The following is a 22,201-nucleotide window of genomic DNA, read 5'->3' as shown; positions in this document are numbered from 1 at the left end:
TCTCCGTCGGTGCTGCCCGTCCAGTACACGGGTCATCGACTGGATGATCCATGGGAGAAACGCTCCATGACATAGGAGTTCGTCTACGATGGCCCGCGTGGATCCCTTGAGTTCTCTGCTCAGCGGCATCCGGGCCGAGGGCTCGGTGGTCAGCCACGCCGTGCTGGAAGCGCCCTGGACCATCCGCTTCGCCGACGGTGCCCCGCTCACCATGGTCAGCGTGCTGCGCGGCGGCGGCACCCTGCGCCTGCCCGACGGCACCGAACGGGCGGTCCGCGCCGGCGACACGGCCGTCGTGCGCGGCCCGGACACGTTCCACCTCGCGGACGGGCCCGCCTCCTTCGACCGCCCCCATGCCGAGTACGAGATCGCCTGCTTCACGGAATCCGCCGAGTGCACCGTCCAGGACCTAGGCGGCATCCGCTGGGGCAACGATCCGGAGGGAGCGACCGCACTGATCGTGGGCGCCTACCGCGCGTCGGGCCGTCGCCACGAGCGACTGCTGCGCGGCCTGCCGCCGGTGCTGGTGGTCAGCGAGGACGCCGAGGTCTGCGACTGGCTGGAGCGGGCCGCCGCCGACGCCGCCCTGCGCTCGGCCGGCTCCCAGGCGCTGATGGACCGGCTCCTGGACTGGGCCCTGGTGTGCACGCTGCGCGCCTGGTTCGAGCAGGCGAGTTCGGACGCCCCGCACTGGTACCGCGGCCTGGCCGACCCGATGCTCGCCTCCGCGCTCCAAGCCTTCCACGCCCGGCCCGCCCTGAGGTGGACGGTGGCCGCGCTCGCCGCCGAGTCCGGTGTCTCCCGGGCTCTGTTCGCCAAGCGCTTCACCGAGGTGATGGGCCGCCCTCCGCTCACCTACGTGACCGAATGCCGCATGGACGAGGCCGAGGCGCTGCTGGCCGACACCGACCTCGCCATCGCCCAGATCGCCAAGTCCGTCGGCTACGCCGATGCCTTCGGCTTCAGCGCCGCATTCAAACGCCACCGGGGCCTGAGCCCCAGCGTCTTCCGCGCCGCGGCGGCCTGACTGTTCTTGGCGGACGGACACCGGGCCATGGGCATGGTCGAGCTGGATGCGGTAGATCATCTGCTCGCTCCAGGTCCGCGATGGGAGGATCAGGAGGTTTCGGTCCTACGCCCGCGACGGCAACGTGAGGATTTCGGCTCCGTCCTCGGTGATGGCGATCGTGTGCTCACTGTGTGCAGTCCGGCAGCCCGTCGCACTGCGGAGTGTCCATCCGTCGGCGTCGGTGACGAGTTCGGCGGTGTTCGCCATGACCCACGGCTCCAGCGCCAGCAGCAGCCCGGGGCGCAGCTTGTATCCCCGGCCGGGCCGTCCGGTGTTCGCAACGTGCGGGTCCTGGTGCATGGTTGATCCGATGCCATGCCCTCCGAACTCCGTGTTGATTGCGTATCCGGCCTGGCTGAGGACCGTACCGATCGCATGGGAGATGTCGCCGATGCGGGCTCCGGGGCCGGCGGCGGCGATCCCTGCGGCCAGTGCGCGTTCGGTTGCGCTGATCATCGCAACACTCTCTGCGGGGAGCGCGTCGCCGACGATGAAACTGATGGCAGCGTCTGCGGCGACTCCGCCTTGGGAGACGGCAAGGTCGAGTGTGAGCAGATCACCGTCCGCAAGCGTGTAGTCATAGGGCCGTCCGTGGAGCACGGCGTCGTTGACGGCCGTGCAGATGTAGTGGCCAAACGGCCCGCGTCCGAAGGACGGCGCGTAGTCGACGTAACAGGATTGCGCTCCCGCCTCGACGATCATGGCCTTGGCCCACCGGTCGATGTCGAGAAGGTTCGTACCGACCGCGATACGCCCCTTCAGCGCCTGCAGGATGTCTGCAACCAGGGCGCCTGTGCCCTTGGCTCGGTTCAGCAGGGTGGGGTTCAGGATTTCGATCATGTGCTGCCTCCCTCAGTGAAGCAATAACTATACCGGCTTACTATACCGGTACGAGAATCGGTGAAGGGGCCGACGGCCGCCCCGTCAGAAGGGCGCGAGTTCGGGTTGGTGGAGGAGGGTGGCACGTCGCTAGCCATTGGCGCCAGTCCGGGGAGGACGCGAAGACGGCGCTGCCCGGCTTCGGATTGGAGCCGCGGCAGGGGTGGGCGGTCAGGCACAAGCGGACCGTGGATGAACGTCTCCGTATCGGGTGCATCTGCGGAATTTCTTCGGCTCCTTGGGCACTTCCTCGCCGGAGGTGGTGAGGGCGAGCAGGCCGAGGCAGTCGGCGTGGTCGGGCCGCTGAAGCGGCCTCAAGTCGATCCGGGCGGTGCGGGCTGTGGACACAGCGGCCCTGCTGGTCAGGGTTGGGCCCCTTCACGGAGCGAGGTAGGAGTGAGCCGCCGGAGCGCTCTCGTTCGAGGAGACACGGCGGGCACCGTGACCATGGCCACCGTCCGAGCAAGCACCGCAAGCACCAGATCTGGGCCAAGGGCAGAGCCCCTCGCCGAGGGGGCGACGGAGGCTCTGCGGACCACCTTCGAATGTGAGGGGCCGGGCGCCTGTATCTTCGGCACAGCAGGATGGCCCGGCCCCGGATCAGCACCGGGGACGGGCCACTTGTCTGCGAGTCAGGTGCGGCCGGCGGGCCGGTCTGCGGCGGCGCTGCGCGCAGGCCGCGCCCCCGCTCCGGCGGGCTAGGTCCTGCCTCACAGTCCAATTCATTTGATCTTATGGAAGGATCGCCGGATGCTACGACTGACCGACTTCATCATCGATTGCCCGGACACGATGAAGCTGGCAGCCTTCTACTCCGAGGTGGTGGGGCTTCCGATCAAGGAGGGCAGTGACGAGAACTGGGCCGGTATCCGGTTCGGCGAGATCGAACTGGCCTTCATCCAGGTGGATGACTACCGCGCCCCGCAGTGGCCCGACAGCGAGCACCCCAAACAGTTCCACCTCGACTTCGAAGTCGACGACATCGAGGTCGAACAGCGCCGCGTCCTGGCCCTCGGCGCGACCCTCCGACGGGACTGCATCGACCCCGACGGCTACGGCTTCCGCGTCTACGTCGACCCCATCGGCCACCCCTTCTGCCTCTGCCGCAACAAGGGTGTCATCTGGACCGATCAGGGCCCCGTCTGGCCCAAGCGCGACCAGTAGCGCGCGGCAGCCGGGCGCGACGGGCTTGGTGTGGATCGGAAGGAGGGCGGACCCTGCGACCACCTACCTGGCCGGACTTCACGTCGCAGGCGTCTTCCTATAATCCGCGCGCTGAACCATCTGAACCGCACGAGACCGCCTGGTCGTGAACCCGCCGCGCGAACGGCCCAGGCCCTCACCTCCAGCACCACCTACGCAAGGCGGGCAACGAGACTCTGCCGCGGCGTCTCGTTCTGGTGCTCTGCCGGCACCTCCCCTCTTGCGTCGGCCGACCACAGGCGGTGGTCTTCATAGACCGTCTTCCAGGGGCCGAATCGTTCCGGCAGGTCAGCCGCTGAACGCCGATCCGCACCCGGTGCAGCATCCCGTCGATCACCTGCGAGTGATCTCGGCACCTGACACAACGCCTGTTGCTGACCGGCGGGAACGGCCGCAGCCGTTCCCACTCGGCATCCTTCAGATCGCCCCGCCCATGTCCACATCAGCGACACGACTACGGGGTAGTCACATGGACGGCCGGACAAGTCCTAGGCGCGCGGCGTCCGCCGGCCCGCGGCCAACTCGCTGAGCGGCGCGGTGAGGTCGGAATCGGACAGGTGGTCACCGAAGGCCACAGTCGCGTGCGGGGCGGGGGAAAAAGCGGGCCGTCCGTGGTCCACCTCGGTCGCCTGGCCGGTGGCCGCGGCGACGGTCGTGATGACGACGCCACCGGCCATGGCCATGGCACCGGCAAGCGAAGTGATCTTCTGCTTCATGTTGACTCTTACCTTTCGCTCTGCTCGACAATTCCCGCACTTCATTCCTGGACCGGGGGCCAGGCCGGGGCGCTGTGCGTCGGCGGTGGGGTTGTCCGCCAGTGCGGGGCAGCACCCCTGCGGCAGGCACAGTCGACCACGGTGGACGGGTACGGTCCCAGGCAGTTCCACCTGCAGAAATACGGTCGTCGTTTTTCTGCTGGGCCTCGGCTCAGCCGCGCCTGCGTACAGCCTCGCTGACCGAGCCGCGCCGCGCCGGTCGCCGGACGTATGCGACAGCTGCGTGGGTCACGTCCGGGCCGTCGGCGGTGGCCGGGTGCGGAACGTTGGGCCGGACGGAACTCGTGAGGGACCCGCGGCCATGGGGGTGGGTGGGAAGGCGCCCAGGTCCGGGACGCTGCTGCCGTGAGCTCCCTCGCCCCCGTCCTCTCCGTGCGGTGGGTGCGCAGCGGAGCCACGTTGTGGCCGCCGCCGTCCTGACATGGTGAGCAGCGGGTCGTAGCAGGCCCGCATGATCAGCTGAAGGTTGCTGGTGCGCTGTCCCCGGCGGGCGCTCTTGCGCAGATCCGCGTCCATGAGAGCGGCCAGAGTGGGCAGGGCCTTGACGACAGGGCCGATCACGCCACGGCGTCCGCGACGGGTCCGTCGCTCGCACAACCGACGTTCACGCAACTCCGCTCAGGCGGCGGGTGAGAGGCAGGGCGCGGCAGCGATGCTCCTACAGGGGCGCGGCGCCGTCGGCTAGGGATGCAGCGCGCGGCAGACGCATCCTGGAAAGTTGCGAGCGGCAATGAAGCGTTATCCGGCCTCGTCCGTCTGCTCCGAGGTCTCCCCCTCCACGTCCGCCATCGCGGGGTCCAGGAGGCGGGACAGGAAGTGGCGGGTGCGTTCGTGTCGGGGGTGGGAGATGACCTGCTCGGGGGCGCCGTCTTCGACGATCACCCCACCGTCCATAAAGACGACCCGGTCGGCGACCTCGCGGGCGAAGGTCATCTCGTGGGTCACGACCATCATCGTCATGCCGTCCCGGGCGAGCATGCGCATCACCGCGAGCACGTCGCCCACCAGTTCTGGGTCGAGCGCGGACGTCGGCTCGTCGAACAGCATCACCTCGGGGCCCATCGCCAGTGCGCGGGCAATGGCGACGCGCTGCTGCTGGCCGCCGGAGAGGGAGGAGGGGTAGGCGTCGGCCTTTTCGGCGAGACCCACCCGCGCCAGGTTCTCCGCGGCCACCCTCGCGGCCGTCACCTTGTCCCGCCGCAGCACGCGGCGCTGCGGCAGCGTCAGGTTCTCGGTCACCGTCAGATGGGGAAAGAGGTTGAACTGCTGGAACACCATGCCGATCCGGCGGCGTACGGCGTCTATGTCGACGTCAGGATCGGTGATCTCCGTACCTCCGACGAAGACCTGTCCCTTCGTCGGCTCCTCGAGCAGATTCACGCAACGCAGCAGCGTGGACTTGCCGGAGCCGGACGGGCCGATGACGCAGACGACCTCGCCCTGTCGGATCTCCAGGTCGATGCCGCGCAGCACCTCGTTGGTCCCGAAGGACTTGTGCAGGGCGCTGATCGAGATTTCCGGTCGGCTCATTTCACGGCCTCCTGGGCCTTGGCCTCCATACGGCGGACGACGAAGCCGAGCGGGACGGTAACCAGCAGGTAGCACAGGCCGGCGACGAGGATGGGTGTGGAGTTGGCGGTCTGGCTGGCCAGATCACGCCCGAACTTGGACAGTTCCCGCTCTTCCAGGGTGACGCCGAGGAACAGCACCAGCGAGGAGTCCTTGAACAGGAGCACCAGTTCGTTCGTGAGCGGCGGGAGGATGACACGGAAGGACTGCGGGAGGATGATCGAGACCATCGCGCGGCCGTGTGAGAAACCCAGCGAACGGGCGGCCTCCATCTGCCCCTTGGGCACGGCCTGGATGCCCGCGCGGAAGGTTTCCGCCATGTACGCGGCGGCCACCAGACCGAGCGCGAGCGCCACCTTGCCGTAGGTGCCGCCGATGATCTCCGTACCAGGAAAGGCCAGCGGGACGGCCACGCCGATGAAGATGAAGATCAGCAGGGCGGGCAGGCCACGGAAGATCTCGATGTAGATGCCGGCGAGCCAGCGATAGGGGCCCACGGACGACAGCCGCATCAGCGCGATGATCATGCCGAGCACCAGGCCGACGGCGAAGCCCGACACGGTGTACAACACGGTGTTCTTCAACGCCAGCGTGATGACTTCCGGGAACATCTGCTCGGCGATGGCGCGCTGAGCGAACTGGTTGCGCAGCCGGTCCCAGTCGGCCGCGGCCGCGAAGGCGACCACGGCCGCGATGAAGACGACGTACTGGACGACGCGCGAGAGACTGCGCCGCTGGCGTCGGGTCAGGCCCTTCTTCTTCGGCCGGAGCGCCGTGTCCGGGTGCGTCATGAGGCGGACGGGGAGGCCGCGGACTCGTCGTAGGGACCGATCCACTGCTCGTACAGCTTCTTGTACGTGCCGTCGGCCTTGGCGTCCGCCAAGGCCTTGTTGATGGCCTCGCGCAGCTTGTCGTTGCCCTTCTTCACGGTGAAGCCGTACTGCTCGCCGGTGTCGATCTGCTCGGCGACCTTGAAGGCGCCGGCGTTGGCCTTGTCCTTCAGCCAGCCCTGGACGACCGGGTAGTCGATGAGGACGGCGTCGACCTGGCCGGTGCGCAGGCCGTTGAGGACGGCGTCGGAGGACTCGAAGGAGACCGGGTCCAGGCCCTGCTCCTTGGCGTAGTCCTCGCCAGTGGTCTGCGCCTGGGCGCCTGCCTTCTTGCCCTTCAGGTCGGCGAAGGAGGAAATGCCGCTGTCCTTGTCGGCCAGGACGGCCTGGGTCGCCTGGAAGTAGGGGTCCGAGAAGTCGACGTTCTTCTTGCGCTCTTCGGTGATGGTCATGCCAGCGGCAGCCAGGTCACACTGGCCTGCGTTGAGAGATCCACCGGTCTTGAAGTTCTCGAAGGGCTGGTCGACGATGTCCTGTTCGACGCCCAAGTCCTCGGCGACCAAGTCGACCAGGGCCACGTCGAAGCCTTGCACTCTGCCGTCGATCTCCGACTGGAAGGGCGGGTACGGCAGGTGGGTGCAGGTGGTGAGCCGCCCGGCCTTGACGAGTTCTACGCCACCGGTGGCGGTCTTCTTACCGCCGTCGTCGTCACTGGAGGTGCAGCCGGCCACCAGGACCAGCCCGGCCGCCGCAGTGGTTGCGACCAGAAGACGGGCCCGGAACCTGAGGACGGTGTTCAAGGGGACCTCCTGTGAGGAAACTGAGAGGTCAGATTATAAGAAGAAGTTTGAGGTGATCAAAACAAAATGAGGGTCACGGGGCTGATCTGCCTCAGAAGCTTCCCGGCCGGCCGTGGGTCACCCCGCTGAGCGCCGCACGGTTCACCTTCGTTGAGGCCCTGGTGGCCCACCGTCGGCTGCAACGGACAGGCCGTCGTGATCACGCAGGGCGAGGTGCTGCTGCCACTGGAGGGCACAGTCGTCCCGCCCCCGCGGACCAGACACCGTCATCCTGCAATCATCGCGGGTCCGGTCCGGCGCGGGACGGCGAGCGTTTTTGCCGGGGCGCGGTCGGTGAACCGCACGGACGGCGGGGCACGGCGGCCGCCCGAGCGGGGCGCGGCAGAACCGGGCACGGCAGGCTGCCCCCGGGCTGGACGCAGCGTCCCGGCACGCGGGGCCGCATGGACGCCAGGACCGGGAGCCGTCGGCTGCGCACCAGGCCGCTCGGGCGGAGGACGGTCGGCTGCCAGGCTCTATGGAGTGACCGTCCCGTAGGCGACGCGGCCGGCCGTAGGCGGCCACCCCTTGCACCCGCACAACGCGGACGCAGTACGCCGGGTCCCTTCCACGGATTACCGGAGCGCGACGCCTACGACGGCCCCCTGGGCCTGGGAGGAAGCCCGTCGGGGTGCCACCCGTCAGTCTTCTTCTCAGTGCGCCGGGTAGAAGGCGTTGATCTCGGCCACCACGCGATCCGGCTGTTCCTCGATGAGCCAGTGCCCGGCTCCGTCCACATCGGTACCCGTCGCCGCCGGGGCGGCGTCCCGTACCGGGGGCAGCATCAGGCCGGTGAGTCCGTCCTGGGTGAGCAGCCGGACCGGGACGGAGAGAGGTACCCGCTGCAGGCGCTTGTTCTCCTCTTCGTCTTGTGACCAGGTGCGGTAGAGCTCGAACCCCGCGTGCAGCACCTGGGGGCGGGAGAAGACCCTGGTGTACTCGGCCAGCGCTCGCGGCGGGACCGGGCTCGGCGCCCCGGCACCCGGCTGCGAAGGGCCGGAGATCTGGCTGTGCCGGAAGAAGTAGTCGAGGAACGTCCCGACGCGTCCCGTGACCAACCGCTCCGCCAGCGGGTCCTGCACGTTGAACGAGAAGTGCCAGGAGAGGGGGCGGACATCGGTGGCGAAGGAGAGGCTCTTCCCGACCAGCGGGAAGTCCATCAGGAACAGCCCGGCCACCTGCCGGCGGTGCTGGGCTGCCAGCGCATAGGCCACACCGACCCCGAAGTCGTGGGCGACGAACCGTACATCCCGCTGTGCGCCGATCTTGACGAGCAGGTCGTGAACGTAGCCGGCGAGCGTCGTCTTGTTGTACTGCGCGGGGCGGCCCGTGGAATCTCCCATCCCCGGCAGGTCGATCGCGATGACTGTGCGCCCGGCGAGGAGCTGGGGCATCACCTTGCGGTACTCGAACCAGCTTTCCGGCCATCCGTGCAGCAGCACTGTCGCCTGTGGCCCGTTGCCTCCGATGACGTAGTGCATCTGCACTCCGCGAACGGTGGTGAAGCAGTGCCGGAAGGCGCGATTGAACGCTGTGTCGTGTCGCGTCGCCGCGTCATAGCCATTGCTCTTGGGTGTTTCCGGGGCGACGCACGAAGGCGCCGACGAAGTGACAGAGGACCCTGAAGCCGTTCCGGACAGGGTGGTCGTGCTCACCAGTAGCGCGAGGAGCAGCACACGCAGCGTCCGGAGGAGGGGGATGAGGTGTGGTGTTAACCGACACACCATGGAGGATCGACTCCTTGCATGGAGAGTCCGCGGCGCGGGCCGCGACTATTTAAGTACCGACCGGTACAGATTAAGCCGACGCCACCACTCGACGTCAACACCCCTCGTCTACACGGAACTTGATCGGCCGACCTGCTAAGCCGAGACGGCTCGTATGATGTGAACCGACCGGTGTGAAAATCCTCGGAGGGAGCCATGGCAAGAGGCCGTCCCCGCTCCTTCGACGCCGACCAGGCGCTGGAGAGGGCCTTGGACGTGTTCTGGCGCCAGGGGTACGAAGGCGCGGCGCTGTCCGACCTGACCGAAGCCATGGGCATTACCAAGACCAGCCTGTACGCCGCCTACGGCAACAAGGAGGAACTGTTCCGCAAGGTCCTCGACCGCTACGGGGACGGGCCGGCCGGGTACCTGCTCGAAGCCGTGCGAAAGCCGACCGCCAGGGCCGTTGCCGAGCACGTGCTTCACGGTGCCGTCGTCGCTGGGACACTCCCGGGCCGCCCTACCGGGTGTCTCGCCGTGCAGGGCGCCCTGGCACCCGGCATGCCCGACGCGGCAGCTCACAAACTGCTCACCGAATGGCGGAAGCAGGGTGAGAGGCGGATCTGTGAACGGTTCCTGGCCGCCCGCGCCGAGGGCGACCTGCCGTCCGACAGCGACCCCTCGACCCTGGCACGCTACGTCTTCACCGTTGCCTACGGAGTGGCCGTACAGGCAGCGAGCGGCGTGCCTCGCGGACAGCTCCTGGAAACGGTGCAGATGGCCCTGCGGGCATGGCCCTCCTGAACGCATCAATCGCGAAGATGCGCGGGGTGTCAAGAGTTCGGCAGAGGTGGCGATGCGCGACGGGTTGCTGGCGCTGGTAGCTGATATGTCGCCCAGCGCCTGGGTGGCGCGGTCGAGGGTGCCGATGGCCTCGGGGCCGCGACGTTCGGTCTGCGCGGGCGCGACGGACACGACGTCTGCGGGCAGGGCGCGCCCGTTCAGCGAGGATGCGAGGCGGCCGAGTGCCTCATGCAGCACGTGCAGTTGGCCGCCACGTGCGGCCAAGTAGGCGATCCGGGCGTGCCGGTGTCGTCATCGAGGCCGGCGGCACGCTCCTCGACCAGGTTCATTGACGGCCCTCTGGGCGGTGGCCGAGACGCTGCGCCAGGCCGCGGCCGGACCGGAGGCGGTCGGGGCCCCGGACTGGAACGGGGGAGCTCGCCCGCCACACATTCGTGCCGCAGTGGCCGTCCGAAACAGTGCCGCAGACGATCCTCGAAGGGCCGCTGACGGCCTGATCGCGTCAGCGCACACTCCTCTCGGCCCACTGCTCCTGATCGGCCTTCAGGAGCCTGCCCGCGGCTTCGCCGTATTGGCTCTGAACTGGTGTTTTCCTGGAAATCTCCTAGGTTGGGAGAGCTCTGTCGGACACCCTCGGAGGGGGCATCATGAGCGAAGATTCCCATGCGTACGACGCCAGCACGATCGTGGTTCTGGAGGGCGTGGAGGCCGTTCGGAAACGGCCCGGCATGTACATCGGATCGGTCGGTGAACGCGGCCTGCGCCACCTGGTGCTTGCGGCCGCCGAGCGGGCGCTGAACGAGATCCTCGACGGCACCGCCAGCCGTGTCGAGATCACCCTCACCACCGACGGCGGCGTCCGCGTCGCCGACGACGGCACGGGTCTTGCGGTCGGGCACGCCGGCCACGGTGACGGCCCTCCGGTGGAGAGCCAGTTGACCAAGCTCTGGTGCGGGACACCACCCGCCGACCGGCGCATGCTGTTCGGTGGCCACTTCGGCGTGGGACTGGCCGTCGTCAACGCCTTGTCGAGCCGCCTGACGGCAGAGGTACGGCGCGAAGGCGCGCGCTGGCTGCTGGAGTACGAGCAAGGCGTGCCGGTCGGGGGGCCCGTTCACGCCGGGCCGGCCGACGGCAGCGGAACCGTGATCATCTTCCGGCCCGATGCCGAGATCTTCGAGAGGCGGGAGTTCTCGTTCGACGCACTGGCCGAGCGCTTCAAGGAAGTGGCCTTCCTGAACCGCGAGTTGGACATCACCTTGACTGATGACCGCGACCCCGCGGCGCCCCGGGCCGTTCGCTTCCGCTTCCCGGGCGGCCCCCGGGACTACATCGCGGAACAGAGTGCCCCGCTCCACCCGGACGTGATCGGCTTCGAGCGCGAGTACTCCGGGATGGTGGGAACCGTGGAGGTGGCCTTCCGCTGGTGTGACTGCCGCGGCGAACGGATCGCAAGCTACGCCAACAGCCTGCCGACCCTCAACGGTGGCACGCACGAACTCGGCTTCCGCGACGGCCTGACGGCCGCGCTCACCCTCTATGCCCGGGAACAACAGCTGCTCAGCTCGTCCGACCCCGAGTTCACCCCCACCCAGCTGGGCGCGGGCCTGACGGCGGTCGTGTCGGTGAAGCTCGATCGGCCCGAGTTCGAGGGGGCAACCCGCGACCGACTGAGCAACGGGTCCGTCCGCGCCTGCGTCACCGAGGCCGTGCGGGAGCACTTGACCGCCTGGCTCCGGGCCAATCCGGCGCAGGCGACGGCCATCCTCACCCGGATCTCGACGGCTGCCCGCCACTGACAGCGGCACACCAAGGACACCGCAGCCCAGGTCGGGGTACGGACCCGGGCATGGGCTTCACAGCGGTCCGCGCACCCTCTCGCTCGTCACCGAGGTGGCCACCCGCGCTCTGACAGGGGCCCGGTTTCGAAGGGCGTCCTTGGCCGGACTTCGCGGGGCGGGGCCGTGCCGCATGCGGTTCTCGTCCCCGGCCGTAGCGCGCGAACAGGTGCGGCACCCGTCTCCGTCGCCGCCGGCGCACCGTTGTGGCCGTTGGTCGTCCCGATGGGCGTGACAGCACCGTAAGGGTTCCGTCATCTCCTGCGGGCTACGGGACAGCAGTCCACCGCGTTGAATGGGTAGCGCCAGGCGGGCTATGAAGGGGCGAGGCAAGGATGAGGCGCGAGCGGAAGGCACTGACCAGGCCGTGGGTCATCGGGGTGCTGGTGGTGGCGGTTGCCGGGGTCGGTTTCGGGCTGTACTGGTTCCAGCCGTGGAAGCTGTGGCAGGACGAGACCGTCCAAGAGGCTCTGCCCGAGGTCGTGGCCACATCCGCCCCACCCACGACGGAGGCCGAGGCGCCTTCCTCACCGGTAGGCCCGCAGACGCTGGCGAGCGGTGAGCTGATCAGCCACGAACACACGACATCGGGCACGGTGAAACTCGTACAGCTGGCCGACGGATCCCACGTCGTCCGGCTGGAGAACCTCGACACCAGCAATGGCCCGGACCTGCGCGTGTGGCTGACCGACGCACCTGTGAAGGAGGGAGAGTCCGGCTGGCACGTCTTCGACGACGGCAAGTACGTCAGCCTGGGCATGCTCAAGGGCAACAAGGGAAGCCAGAACTACGTCCTGCCCGACGACGTCGACCCCGCTCGCTACAGCAGCGTCAGCATCTGGTGTGACCGCTTCGACGTCTCCTTCGGCGCGGCCGAACTCGCCCGCGCCTGACGTCTGTGCGGGGTCTCACGGGACCGGCATGAACGACACGTCAAGTGACGTCGAGGCGGGCCGCACGGGCCCGGAGGTAGCGCTGTTCGGGGAGGCTCAGGGTCTTGGCCGCGGCTGACTCATAGGCGGCCCGTGCGGCCTCGGTGTCGCCGGTGCGTTCCAGGAGGTGGGCGCGGACCGAGTCCAGGCGGTGGCCTGTGGTGAACTCCGGTGCGAGCGCGTCCAGTTCGGCCAGACCAGCCTTCGGTCCGTGGACCATAGCGAGGGCCACGGCACGGTTGAGGCGTTCGACAGGGCTGGGGACAAGGCGGACGAGGACGTCGTAGAGGCCGAGGATCTCGGGCCAGTCGGTGCTGTCGGGCGAGTCCGCCTCGTCGTGGACGGCGGCGATCGCGGCCCTCAACTGGTAGGGGCCGGGGCGGCGTTGGGACAGAGCCCAGGTCCCCAGGGCCACGCCCTCCTCGATCGCCGCCTTGTCCCACAGCCCGCGGTCCTGCTCGTCGAGGGGGATCAGTTCGCCGTCCGCTCCGGTCCGCGCGGCGCGGCGGGCGTCGGTCAGAAGCATCAGGGCGAGCAGGCCGGTGACCTCACAGTCGCCGGGCAGCAGGCGGTGCACGGTACGGGCCAGCCGGATGGCCTCGCCCGCGAGCTCGGTCCGTTGGAGGGAGGCTCCGGAGGTGGCCGTGTAGCCTTCGTTGAAGATCAGGTAGAGCGTGTGGAGGACCGCGGGCAGCCGCTCCTCCCAGTGATCGGGGCGACCGAATCGCGTGCCCTTCACCCGCTGCTTGGCCCGGCTGATCCGCTGGGCCATCGTCGCCTCCGGCACCAGATAGGCGCGGGCGATCTCGGCCGTCGTCAGACCGCCGACAGCCCGCAGCGTCAGCGCGATCTGGGCGGGCGGGGGCAGGTCCGGGTGACAGCAGAGGAAGAGCAGGGTCAGCGCGTCGTCCTCGGCGGGCGCACGATCGGGCCCGGGCGGCGGCGCGGTGAAGGCGTCGCGCGGTGTCAGCGCCGCCGCCCTCTCTTCACGCAGCCGCCGCGCCTGGTCACTGCGCAGCGCGTCCGTGAGCCGCCGCGAGGCGACCCTGATCAGCCAGCCCCGCGGATTGTCCGGAACCCCCGACTCGGGCCACTGCCCGGCCGCTGCCAGCAGCGCCTCCTGTACGGCGTCCTCGGCGGTGTCGAAGTGCCCGTACCGGCGTACGAGCGCGCCGAGGACCTGCGGCGCGTGCAGGCGCAGCAGGTCCTCTACCTCGCTCGTACGTCTCAAACGTCTCCCCTGCTCACACTTCGCCGAGCGGCCGGATGACGACGGGGTAGGTGTTCGCGCCCTCGGGAACGGGGCACTGGGTCACCCGCGCGGCGATCTCCGTGACCCGCTCCAGGCTCTCGCACTCCAGGAGCCAGTAACCGGCGATCACTTCCTTGGTCTCGCCGTAGGGCCCGTCGGTGATCACGGGCTTGCCGTCCGCGCCGACGCTGACGAGGCGGGTCCTGGCAGGCTCGGCCAGCCCCTGGGCATCGATGAACTCGCCAGTCTCGGCGAGGTCGTTGTTGATCGCCCCCATGTGCTGGAACATCGCCTGCATGTCCTTGTCGCTCCAGGCCGGGAGACCGGCGGCGGGCTTGCCCGCCTGGGCCTCGTAGTCCGCCTGCGTGCCCTGCACCATCACCAGGTACTTCATGAGTCCGCTCCTTCGGCTCGGGCCGCCCGTGGTGGGAGGCTCTCACAGGGGACGTCGAAGCCGGCCCGCGCTTCTCTACACGCTCGCGGAAGTTTTTTCAGGCCGGCAGGAAGAGCCCCACGAGGCCCGCTGCTCGTCCCCATCGACCGCCGGTCCGTTCTCCGTCCACGATCGTTACCGGCGGAGGGTCGCCGCGGGCGCGCGACCGCGCGGCTACTGGTTCACCGACCGCATCCCCGCCTCGTCGTACCGCTCCCCCGCCGCCTCCGGCAGCTCCGCGGCGAGGCGCGCCAGGTCGTCCTCGGTCAGCTCGACGTCGACCGCTCCGGCGTTCTGCTCCAGGTAGGTGCGGCGCTTGGTGCCCGGGATCGGCACCAGGTGCTCACCCTGGGCCAGTACCCAGGCGATGGCCAGCTGGGCGGGGGTCACCTCCTTCTCGGCGGCGATCTCCTTCACCTTGGCCGCCAGACGCAGGTTCGCCTCCAGGTTGGCGTCCTGGAAGCGCGGGTTCTGACGGCGCCAGTCGTTCGCGTCCAGCTCGTCCGGCCTGGTGAACCGCCCGGCGAGGAAGCCCCGCCCGAGCGGCGAGTACGGCACGAAACCGATCCCCAGTTCCCGGCAGGCGGGCAGCACCTCGGCCTCCACGTCCCGCGACCACAGCGAGTACTCGCTCTGCACGGCGGTGACCGGGTGCACCGCGTGAGCCCGCCGGATGGTCTCCGCGCTCGCCTCGCTCAGCCCGATGTACCGCACCTTGCCCTCGGCCACCAGCTCGCCCAGCGCGCCGGCGGTCTCCTCAATGGGCACCTTGGGGTCGACCCGGTGCTGGTAGTACAGGTCGATGTGGTCGGTGCCCAGGCGCTGCAAGGAGCCGTGGACCGAGCTGCGCACGTGTTCGGCCGAGCCGTCCTGCGGGCCGACGGTGCCGATGTCGCCGGGCACGGCGTTGTCCATCCGGTAGTTGAACTTGGTCGCGATCACGTACTCGTCGCGGTGGCCCCGGATCGCCTCGCCGACCAGTGACTCGTTGGTGAGGGGGCCGTACATCTGGGCCGTGTCGAGGAAGGTGATGCCGAGGTCGAGGGCACGCCGGACAGTGGCGATGCCCTCGTCCTCGTCGGCGGATCCGTAGAACGCGGACATGCCCATGCATCCCAGGCCGATGGCTGACACCTCGAGGTCCCTCAGACTGCGCTTCTGCATGATGTGTGCCAGTCCTTCCCTGCGTGCTCGTTCGTCGTCCCAGCGGCGCGAGAGCCACCTCGTCCATCTAGCGACAGATGGCGCTGACCGGCATCCCGAGCCGGTGCCGTGTGACCGGCGCGTCGTACAGCCGCTGCCCACTGCGCTGCCGCGGCCGTACCGGCGTCCAGCCCGTGCCTGTCGCCGTCTCCGTCGCCACGACGCTACGTCCTGGAGTGCGCTCCAGCGCAAGCGCTCGGCGGGCGGGACGGGACGCGCGTGATCCTGGAGTCTCCGGACTCCTCCTTTCCGTTCCGGGCTCCGCCGACGGACGAGGCCGGGGCTGCGCAGTGGCGCAGGCGGGAAGCCGAGGAAGATCACCACGTTCAGCGCGATCTTCAACAGGGAGACGGTCACCGGCGACCCGTCCCGTGTACTGCCGTCGCCGTCGTCGCGCTGCGCCAGACCCTCGCACAGGCCCGTCGGGGCGCCGACGAGCGGCCGTGCGGCGACCTGGTGCCACGGTGTGCTCGATCAACTTGGACGCCTGAGCCGTACCCGGTCACGTGGTCCTGCCCCCGAAGCGCGTGGCCCGCCGGAATCGGGTTCCGCCTCTGGCTTTCTCCACGAGATCGAGCAGCAGTTGTTCACCTGGACGGGAGGCACCTGATCTGCCGCGAAGCCGATGTTCACGAGAACCGACAGCACCGGTTGTCTCGCCTCGCTGAAGCTCGTTCACGTCGCACGCGAAGGTGAGCGCGTACTCCTGCCCACTTGAGTACGCGTACTCAAGTGGGGGCGGTGGCTTGCTCGGAGACTTGGCGCATGAGACGAACCCCTGCCCCGGTCAGCACGGCTACCCGCTCCTCGCGCCGCCTGCGGCCCATGCTCGCGATGACAGCTCTCGCAGCACTGGCGCTCACTGCCTGCGGCACCGAGAAGACCGCTGTCGGCGGACCGCAGAGCAATCCCGCCGGCACCGCCGGGGTCCGGCCCAACGCGGCCTTTGCGGAAATGCTGAGCAAGGTCGCGCAGCAGTGTCCCCCGAGCGCCCCACCAGAGGCGCCTCCGACCGGTCCGACGAAGACGTTGCCGTCCGGGGTGACACCGCCGAGCGACGCGATCGAGCCGATCGCCCCCACGGCGGGGCCGGAGGTGGAGTTGAACGCTCGCGACTGGTGCGCGGGCAACCTCCATGAAGAGCGCATCACCCAGGCGCTCTGGGATCTGACGAATCCCACCCCCACCAAGGTCAGGACGATCCTGCACGACCTCGGCTACGTAGACGAGCGCATCCACGGCCTCGAGCAGTCCGGTAGGACCACGCGGTTCCTTCTCGACCTGCGCGACCAGGGCGGGCGGCTCTGCCTGGACGGCACGGCGGCCGGCGAGCAGACCGTCGTCGACAAGTGTGTGACCCCCGCGACCGGCCCGTTCAAGGCTGGAGAACGGACAGCATGACGGCCGGCTCCAAGTCCCTCGGGCGAGGATGACAGGAGGCGTCGGTCCTCTCGCTCCGCGAAGCGGCGCTTGGCCCGCGTCGCGGCGTCGAATGCCTACCAGCGATGCCTGCTCGACTGCGGCACGACGAGCCCTTTGTTGAACTTTCACGCGGTTGCTATGGTCGTACTCATAGCTTGAACTTTCAATATCCTGTTCAGGAAGGCTCGTCTCCCTATGACCGTCACCACCCGCCCTGCCGGTACACCTGCCGTTGGTGGCCCTGAGGTCTCCTCTCCCCACGCCTACGACGTGGGCCTGCTGGTCCTGCGCATAGCGCTGGGCCTGACCATCGCCGCCCACGGCGCACAGAAGCTGTTCGGTTGGTTCGGCGGAGGCGGCCTTGAGGGCACCGGTCAGTTCTTCACCATGAGCGGGTATCCGTCAGGCAAGGCGATGGCGATGGTCGCGGGCCTCACCGAGACCCTTGGAGGGCTCGGTCTGCTCTTCGGCCTCCTCACGCCGCTCGCGGGTGCCGCCGTCCTCGGCACCATGATCAACGCGCTGGCGGTCAAGTGGGGCGGAGGATTCTTCGCACCCGAGGGGGTCGAGTACGAGGTTCTCCTGGCGGCAGGTGCGGCGGGACTGGCTCTCACCGGTCCCGGCAGGCTCGCCATCGACCGCCACCTCCCCGGCCTGAAGGGGCATCGGCTGATGTACGGCATCATCGCCGTGGTGCTTGCCGCGGTGCTCGCCGGCCTGGTTCTCCTTATCCGCAACTGACCACTGTCGCGGGGGACGGGGAGCGGCCATGTGCGCCCCGACGGGACACGGCTCCATAGGCCTTCCTGGTGGGCTGCGGACGCGGTGCCCCGGCGGCAGCCGCCGGTGCGGCGGCGTACGAGGAAGGCCGGCCGGGGGCGGCGGCAGCGGGACGCGCAGCTGCCGCCTTGGCCGTGGTAGCGGTCGCCGTAGGCGTGGTGGTGAGTGGTCAGCTGCTGCCACCGCAAGAACGGCCCGACCAGAGCATCGCGAGACACAGCCCACCGGACGGGGCTCGTCCGGCAGCCCACGTCCGTTCTCCTGCCTGGCCTCCCGGAAACGGCGGCATCAGCGGCGCACCTGCCTCGGCGATGTGGCGGGCTCGCTCATGATGCGGCGCCGGTCAGGGCGAGGAATTCGCTGCGGGAGCGGGCGTCGGAGCGCAGCAGGCCGAGCAGGGTGGAGGTCATGGTGGTGGAGCCTGTGGCCTGCACGCCGCGCAGGGTCATGCAGGCGTGCTCGGCTTCGATGACCACACCGACCCCTTTGGGTTCCAGTTGGATTTGCAGCCAGTCGGCGACCTGCTTGGTCAGACGTTCCTGAACCTGCGGACGGCAGGCGAAGTGCTCGACGACACGGGCCAGCTTGGACAGGCCCAGGATGCGGGCGCCGGGCAGGTAGCCGACGTGGGCAGTGCCGACGAAGGGCAGCAGATGGTGCTCGCACACCGACCGGACGGGTATGTGACGGGCCAGGACGAGTTCGTCGTAGCCCTCGTCGTTGGGGAAGGTGGTCAGGTCGAAAGGACGGGGACTGAGCAGTTCGGCGTAGGCGCGGGCCATGCGGCCGGGCGTCGCGCACAGGCTCTCGGAGGCGGTGGAGATACCGAGAGCGTTGAGGAACCGGCCGGCTGCTTCCTCGGCGGCGGCCAGGTCGATGCCGCCGGGCTCGTGGACGACCCGTAGGGCGGGCCGTGCCGGTACCGCGGCCTCGTCGTCGTGCGGGCCTATTCGGGTGGTGGCGCGGTGCGGGTGCTCGTTCATCTCAGCTGTCTCCGAGACCGAGGGCGGTGAGCAGGACGAGGACGAGCGTGACCACGGCGAACAGGCCGTGGGCCAGGACGACCACCAGGGGGAAGTGACGTTCGGCGGGGACGGTCCCACCGGTCCCCCGGGCCGGTGAGGGGGCCGGCGCTCCGACGGCGGAGCGGTCGCGGTAGACGGGGATCCAGCGGGCCAGCATCACGAATCCCAGCAGGGCGACCGGCAGCAGCAGGACGAAGGAGGTCCAGGCCAGGGCTCTCTTGTCGGCGACGACGTAGATGATCCACGCCACGAGTCCGATCGCTGCCAGAGCGAAGTGGCCGAAGACGACGGGTGCGGGCAGGCGGCTGGTGCCGGACTGCTGCTGGCGGATTCCGCCGCGTTGGATCCACGTGCCGAGCATGTAGAAGCCGCCGAGGGCGGTGACCACCCAGGTGATCAATGCGGCGATGTCCATGGGGAACTCCCGAAGCGATGTGATGTCGAACGGCGGCCGCAGCACGTCGTCCTGGGTGCGGGTCGGGCGGATTCAGGCAGTGGGGCGGGCGTTTCGCTCGCCGGTGCCGGGCGTATATCCCTCGGCCTGGGTGTTCTCGTCGGCGACGCGGACGCCGTAGCGATAGGCGAGCTTGCCGCCGAGGACCCCCGAGACTCCGAGGAGGGCGAGGCTGACCGCGGACAGGACGAGCATGCCCGCACCGACGCTCCCGCCGTCGGCGTAGGTGCTGTGACGCCACATGAAGTTGACCGCGTAGGCGGCGGTCACCAGCAGGTTCAGCGTCATATGGACCAGGGCGGTGCGAAAGGCCGGGGTCCGGGTGGGGATCGCGAACAGGTCGAGGAATCCGACCATGGCCGCCAGCAGGGCGCCGATCACACCGACCGCGACCAGCCACTCCGAGCCCTGGGTCAGGAAGCCCGGCCGGCTGACCACCTGGGAAGCGATGTCGAACACCAGGCTGGTCACCCAGGCGCCGATCGGCACCGTGACCAGGATCGGGTGGAACGGGTGGCCGTACGGACCGGCGAGTGCGGCGCTGACCGGTTGCTTCGCCTGAAGCTGTGGCTCCACGGGCATCGCAGGCTCCTCCCTCTCGTTTCACCAACAAATCTTGGTCTTATTAGGGAAGGGAGTCAAGGTGCGCTGGTAGCCACGGGGTGAAGAACATTTGTGCCTACACAAATGGGGGTTGCGGTGGTCTCGTGGCTTCCGATCAGACGGCGCAGCCCGACGAGGTAGGCAGCGCCATCGACTCCGTCAGCGCTCCGAGCGAGGAACTCACGGCGGCGCATGTTCACCGTCATCCGCCGTGCCGGACGTGCGGTCACCCGCGAAGAGCTGCCGCCGGTGTCGGGATATCCCGCAAGCTCGTCGCCTTCCACCTCGACAAGCTCGTCGACGCCGGTCTGCTGCCCGCTACGAGGCGCCCGGTAACAACCGCAAGGCCGGCAGGCGACCGAAGGGCTACGAGCCCACCGGCGCTCAGTCAGTGCGGGCCAACGCGCCCCACCGGGCGCCCGCGAACACCATCCTCGGCGATTCGGCCAACCACCCACATTCGCCCGCGTGTTGCGGGAGCTGGGTCCGTGCATCCTCCACGCGCCGCGAACTGCTCCGTCTCGGGATTCCAGGACCGACCGAAACATATGTGTTCGATATCCCCGGCCGGATCGTTGAGTCTCACGATCGCGCTGGACGACCGTCAAGGGGGACCACGTTGACCGCGGCCGATACGAACGCACAGCAGGCCACCGCGCCTCCTCCGCCACCGCCGGCGGAGATCACCTACAGTGGGCAGTACTCCGTCAATCCGCTCGCCGAGGTCTCCTTCCGGCGGATGTGCGCGCAGATCCCGGCCGTCCTGGGACGGATCGCGCGGCTGTCGTGGCGGACCGACCGGCGTGCCGTGCAGCTCCTTCTCGGCTGCCAGATGGTCACGGGTGTATCGGCCGCCGTGGTGCTGGCCGCCACCGCCCGGGCCATGGCACCAGTCCTCGGGGACGGCACTGCCGGTGAGCGGCTGCGCGGCGCCCTTCCGGCGCTGCTGGTGGTGGCGCTCGCTGCCGCGCTAGGACGTGCGGCAGGGGCGGTGGCCACGTACGCCGAGCGGCGGATCACCCCGCGGCTGACGACGGAGACGGACTCCGCGCTGGTCGAGGCGGTGTGCCGGGTGGAGGCCTCGGCGTACGCGGAGGACGGCTTCTCGGACCGGCACGAGGCGGCCGAGATGGGCGTGATCCGCACGCACGTCATGGTCACCGACGCTCAGCGGTTCCTGTCCGCGCTGATTCGCATGGTCACCGCCGGTGGCGTGCTGTCGGTACTGAACCCGCTGATGCTGCCGCCGCTCCTGCTCGCGGTGCTGCCGGCCGGCGTCGGCGCCGTGCTGAGCGCCCGAGTCGACTACGAGATCCACTACGCCAACATCGCCGACCGCAATGTGCGCGGCATGATGCGCTGGTGGGCGACCGAGTCGAAGTACGGCGACGAGGTCCGCGCCAACTCGATGACGGATTACCTCATCTACTGGTACCGGGCGCTCTCCGACCGGTGCGACCGGCGCACCCTGGCCGCCGCACCGCGGACCCTGCGGATCTCCCTGCTTTCCGCGCTGGCCGGCGGCGTTTTCCTCGTCGCGACCTGGGGCGCGCTGGCGTGGCTTGCGGTATCGGGCCGAATCGAACTCGCGGTCGCGGCGACGGCGGTCATCGCCGTGCAGACCACGCTTGCTGCGCTGTCCCAGGTGGTCATCAACGGCGCCGCGGTCTTCCACACCAGTTTGTACCTGAGCGACATGCAGGCCTTCCTCGACGACGCCGCCGCCCGGGCCCCGAAGCGCGGCCCCCGCAGGCATTCCGCGCCGACCGAGGAGATCCGGCTCGAGGAGGTCGTCTACCAGTACCCGGGCAAGGACAAGCCCGCCGTGGACGGTGTCTCCCTCGCACTGCGGCGCGGCCAGATCCTCGCGATCGTCGGCGCGAACGGCTCGGGAAAGTCCACACTCACCCGGCTGCTGACCGGGATCTACCTCCCGGACAAGGGACGGGTCACGTGGAACGGCACCGACCTCGCCGAGGTGGACCCTGCCACGGTGTGGGCGAACACCGGCCTGGTTCCGCAGATCTTCGCGCAGTGGCCCCTGCGGGTCCGCGAGAACGTCACCCTCGGCCAACCCCGCACCCACGACGACACCCCCGTGTGGGAGGCCATCGACGCGACCGGCCTGCGTGAGGCCGTCGAGGACCTCCCCGCAGGGTTGGACACCCTCCTGGCCCGCGACGTCTTCGGCGGCTCGGAGCTCTCCGGCGGGCAGTGGCAGCGTGTCGCCTGCTCCCGGGCCCTGTACAGGCGCCCGGGGTTGCTGATCCTGGATGAGCCCACCTCCCAGATGGACCCGCGCGGCGAGCACCAGATCTTCGAGCAGATCAAGGCCATCGCCGCGGACCGCATCACGATCGTGGTCACGCACCGCCTGGAAGATACCAAGATCGCCGATCACATCGTCGTGATGGAGCGCGGCCGGATTACCGAACAGGGACGGTACGACGACCTCGTCCACGCCGGCGGGACCTTCGCCGAACTTCTGGCCCTCTCGCAGGACCGCTGATCCGCCTCGACCCCGTCCCGCCTTCCATGGTGGGACGGTCGCCATCAAGGAGGACCGTGCCCCTGCTCCTCGCCG

General features: G+C 69.1%; 20 protein-coding genes. 8 read left to right on the top strand and 12 right to left on the bottom strand.

Going from position 1 to position 22,201, the window contains the following annotated elements; all coding sequences use genetic code 11:
• Positions 1-97 precede the first annotated feature (97 nt).
• Positions 98-1,027 (top strand): AraC family transcriptional regulator, encoded by a 930-nt coding sequence (locus tag IEZ05_RS10070; RefSeq protein ID WP_457852740.1) that lies wholly within the window; start codon positions 98-100, stop codon positions 1,025-1,027.
• Positions 1,028-1,132: 105 nt separating this feature from the next.
• Here the strand turns inward: IEZ05_RS10070 and map are convergent, their stop codons facing one another.
• Positions 1,133-1,909, bottom strand: coding sequence for a type I methionyl aminopeptidase (map, locus tag IEZ05_RS10065; RefSeq protein ID WP_189229659.1), 777 nt, complete (start codon positions 1,907-1,909; stop codon positions 1,133-1,135).
• A 789-nt stretch (positions 1,910-2,698) separates the two neighbouring features.
• Here map and IEZ05_RS10060 point away from each other — a divergent pair.
• Positions 2,699-3,112, top strand: coding sequence for a VOC family protein (locus tag IEZ05_RS10060; RefSeq protein WP_189229658.1), 414 nt, complete (start codon positions 2,699-2,701; stop codon positions 3,110-3,112).
• 527 nt (positions 3,113-3,639) lie between these two features.
• Here IEZ05_RS10060 and IEZ05_RS10055 read toward each other — a convergent pair.
• The 5 genes from IEZ05_RS10055 to IEZ05_RS10035 all read right to left on the bottom strand — a co-directional run bounded on the left by IEZ05_RS10055 (position 3,640) and on the right by IEZ05_RS10035 (position 8,646).
• The gene (locus tag IEZ05_RS10055) at positions 3,640-3,867 is read right to left on the bottom strand and encodes a hypothetical protein (protein ID WP_189229657.1); all 228 of its coding nucleotides are present in this window, start codon (positions 3,865-3,867) and stop codon (positions 3,640-3,642) included.
• 798 nt (positions 3,868-4,665) lie between these two features.
• Positions 4,666-5,457, bottom strand: a complete 792-nt coding sequence (locus IEZ05_RS10050; RefSeq protein ID WP_189229656.1) for an amino acid ABC transporter ATP-binding protein — start codon at positions 5,455-5,457, stop codon at positions 4,666-4,668.
• Positions 5,454-6,287: an amino acid ABC transporter permease gene (locus IEZ05_RS10045; RefSeq protein WP_189229655.1), complete on the bottom strand. Its 834-nt coding sequence runs from the start codon at positions 6,285-6,287 to the stop codon at positions 5,454-5,456. Before IEZ05_RS10045 ends, IEZ05_RS10050 begins: the two co-directional genes overlap by 4 nt.
• On the bottom strand, positions 6,284-7,126 hold the full coding sequence (locus IEZ05_RS10040) for a transporter substrate-binding domain-containing protein (RefSeq protein ID WP_189229654.1): 843 nt from the start codon (positions 7,124-7,126) through the stop codon (positions 6,284-6,286). Before IEZ05_RS10040 ends, IEZ05_RS10045 begins: the two co-directional genes overlap by 4 nt.
• Before the next feature lie 692 nt (positions 7,127-7,818).
• Positions 7,819-8,646 (bottom strand): alpha/beta fold hydrolase, encoded by an 828-nt coding sequence (locus IEZ05_RS10035; protein ID WP_229869670.1) that lies wholly within the window; start codon positions 8,644-8,646, stop codon positions 7,819-7,821.
• A gap of 441 nt (positions 8,647-9,087) precedes the next feature.
• Between IEZ05_RS10035 and IEZ05_RS10030 the strand changes: the two genes are divergently transcribed.
• From IEZ05_RS10030 to IEZ05_RS10020, 3 genes are all read left to right on the top strand, one after another.
• Positions 9,088-9,675, top strand: a complete 588-nt coding sequence (locus IEZ05_RS10030) for a TetR/AcrR family transcriptional regulator (RefSeq protein ID WP_189229652.1) — start codon at positions 9,088-9,090, stop codon at positions 9,673-9,675.
• A gap of 647 nt (positions 9,676-10,322) precedes the next feature.
• The gene (locus IEZ05_RS10025; RefSeq protein WP_189229651.1) at positions 10,323-11,474 is read left to right on the top strand and encodes a DNA topoisomerase subunit B; all 1,152 of its coding nucleotides are present in this window, start codon (positions 10,323-10,325) and stop codon (positions 11,472-11,474) included.
• A gap of 374 nt (positions 11,475-11,848) precedes the next feature.
• Positions 11,849-12,406: a DM13 domain-containing protein gene (locus IEZ05_RS10020; RefSeq protein ID WP_189229650.1), complete on the top strand. Its 558-nt coding sequence runs from the start codon at positions 11,849-11,851 to the stop codon at positions 12,404-12,406.
• 40 nt (positions 12,407-12,446) lie between these two features.
• Here the strand turns inward: IEZ05_RS10020 and IEZ05_RS10015 are convergent, their stop codons facing one another.
• From IEZ05_RS10015 to IEZ05_RS10005, 3 genes are all read right to left on the bottom strand, one after another.
• On the bottom strand, positions 12,447-13,676 hold the full coding sequence (locus IEZ05_RS10015) for an RNA polymerase sigma factor (RefSeq protein WP_189229649.1): 1,230 nt from the start codon (positions 13,674-13,676) through the stop codon (positions 12,447-12,449).
• A 13-nt stretch (positions 13,677-13,689) separates the two neighbouring features.
• The gene (locus tag IEZ05_RS10010; RefSeq protein ID WP_189229648.1) at positions 13,690-14,091 is read right to left on the bottom strand and encodes a YciI family protein; all 402 of its coding nucleotides are present in this window, start codon (positions 14,089-14,091) and stop codon (positions 13,690-13,692) included.
• Positions 14,092-14,304: 213 nt separating this feature from the next.
• A complete protein-coding gene (locus tag IEZ05_RS10005) occupies positions 14,305-15,294 on the bottom strand; it encodes an aldo/keto reductase (RefSeq protein ID WP_189229647.1) in 990 nt (329 codons plus the stop codon).
• A gap of 804 nt (positions 15,295-16,098) precedes the next feature.
• Here IEZ05_RS10005 and IEZ05_RS36255 point away from each other — a divergent pair.
• A complete protein-coding gene (locus IEZ05_RS36255; protein WP_229869644.1) occupies positions 16,099-16,734 on the top strand; it encodes a hypothetical protein in 636 nt (211 codons plus the stop codon).
• A gap of 216 nt (positions 16,735-16,950) precedes the next feature.
• A complete protein-coding gene (locus IEZ05_RS09995) occupies positions 16,951-17,496 on the top strand; it encodes a DoxX family protein (RefSeq protein ID WP_189229646.1) in 546 nt (181 codons plus the stop codon).
• A gap of 365 nt (positions 17,497-17,861) precedes the next feature.
• On the opposite strand, the gene folE is transcribed toward IEZ05_RS09995, so the two are convergent.
• The 3 genes from folE to IEZ05_RS09980 all read right to left on the bottom strand — a co-directional run bounded on the left by folE (position 17,862) and on the right by IEZ05_RS09980 (position 19,596).
• The gene (gene folE / locus IEZ05_RS09990; protein ID WP_189229645.1) at positions 17,862-18,518 is read right to left on the bottom strand and encodes a GTP cyclohydrolase I FolE; all 657 of its coding nucleotides are present in this window, start codon (positions 18,516-18,518) and stop codon (positions 17,862-17,864) included.
• 1 nt (position 18,519) lies between these two features.
• A complete protein-coding gene (locus IEZ05_RS09985; RefSeq protein WP_189229644.1) occupies positions 18,520-18,975 on the bottom strand; it encodes a hypothetical protein in 456 nt (151 codons plus the stop codon).
• 72 nt (positions 18,976-19,047) lie between these two features.
• Positions 19,048-19,596: a DUF2231 domain-containing protein gene (locus IEZ05_RS09980; protein ID WP_189229643.1), complete on the bottom strand. Its 549-nt coding sequence runs from the start codon at positions 19,594-19,596 to the stop codon at positions 19,048-19,050.
• A 640-nt stretch (positions 19,597-20,236) separates the two neighbouring features.
• On the opposite strand from IEZ05_RS09980, the gene IEZ05_RS09975 reads away from it, so the two are divergent.
• Entirely contained in the window at positions 20,237-22,126 is a 1,890-nt protein-coding gene (locus IEZ05_RS09975; protein WP_189229642.1) for an ATP-binding cassette domain-containing protein, read from the top strand.
• The last annotated feature ends 75 nt before the right edge of the window (positions 22,127-22,201 follow it).

The sequence above is a fragment of the Streptomyces flaveolus genome, assembly GCF_014648815.1.
Lineage (GTDB): Bacteria > Actinomycetota > Actinomycetes > Streptomycetales > Streptomycetaceae > Streptomyces > Streptomyces flaveolus.
This window is presented reverse-complemented; position numbering and strand designations above follow the sequence as displayed.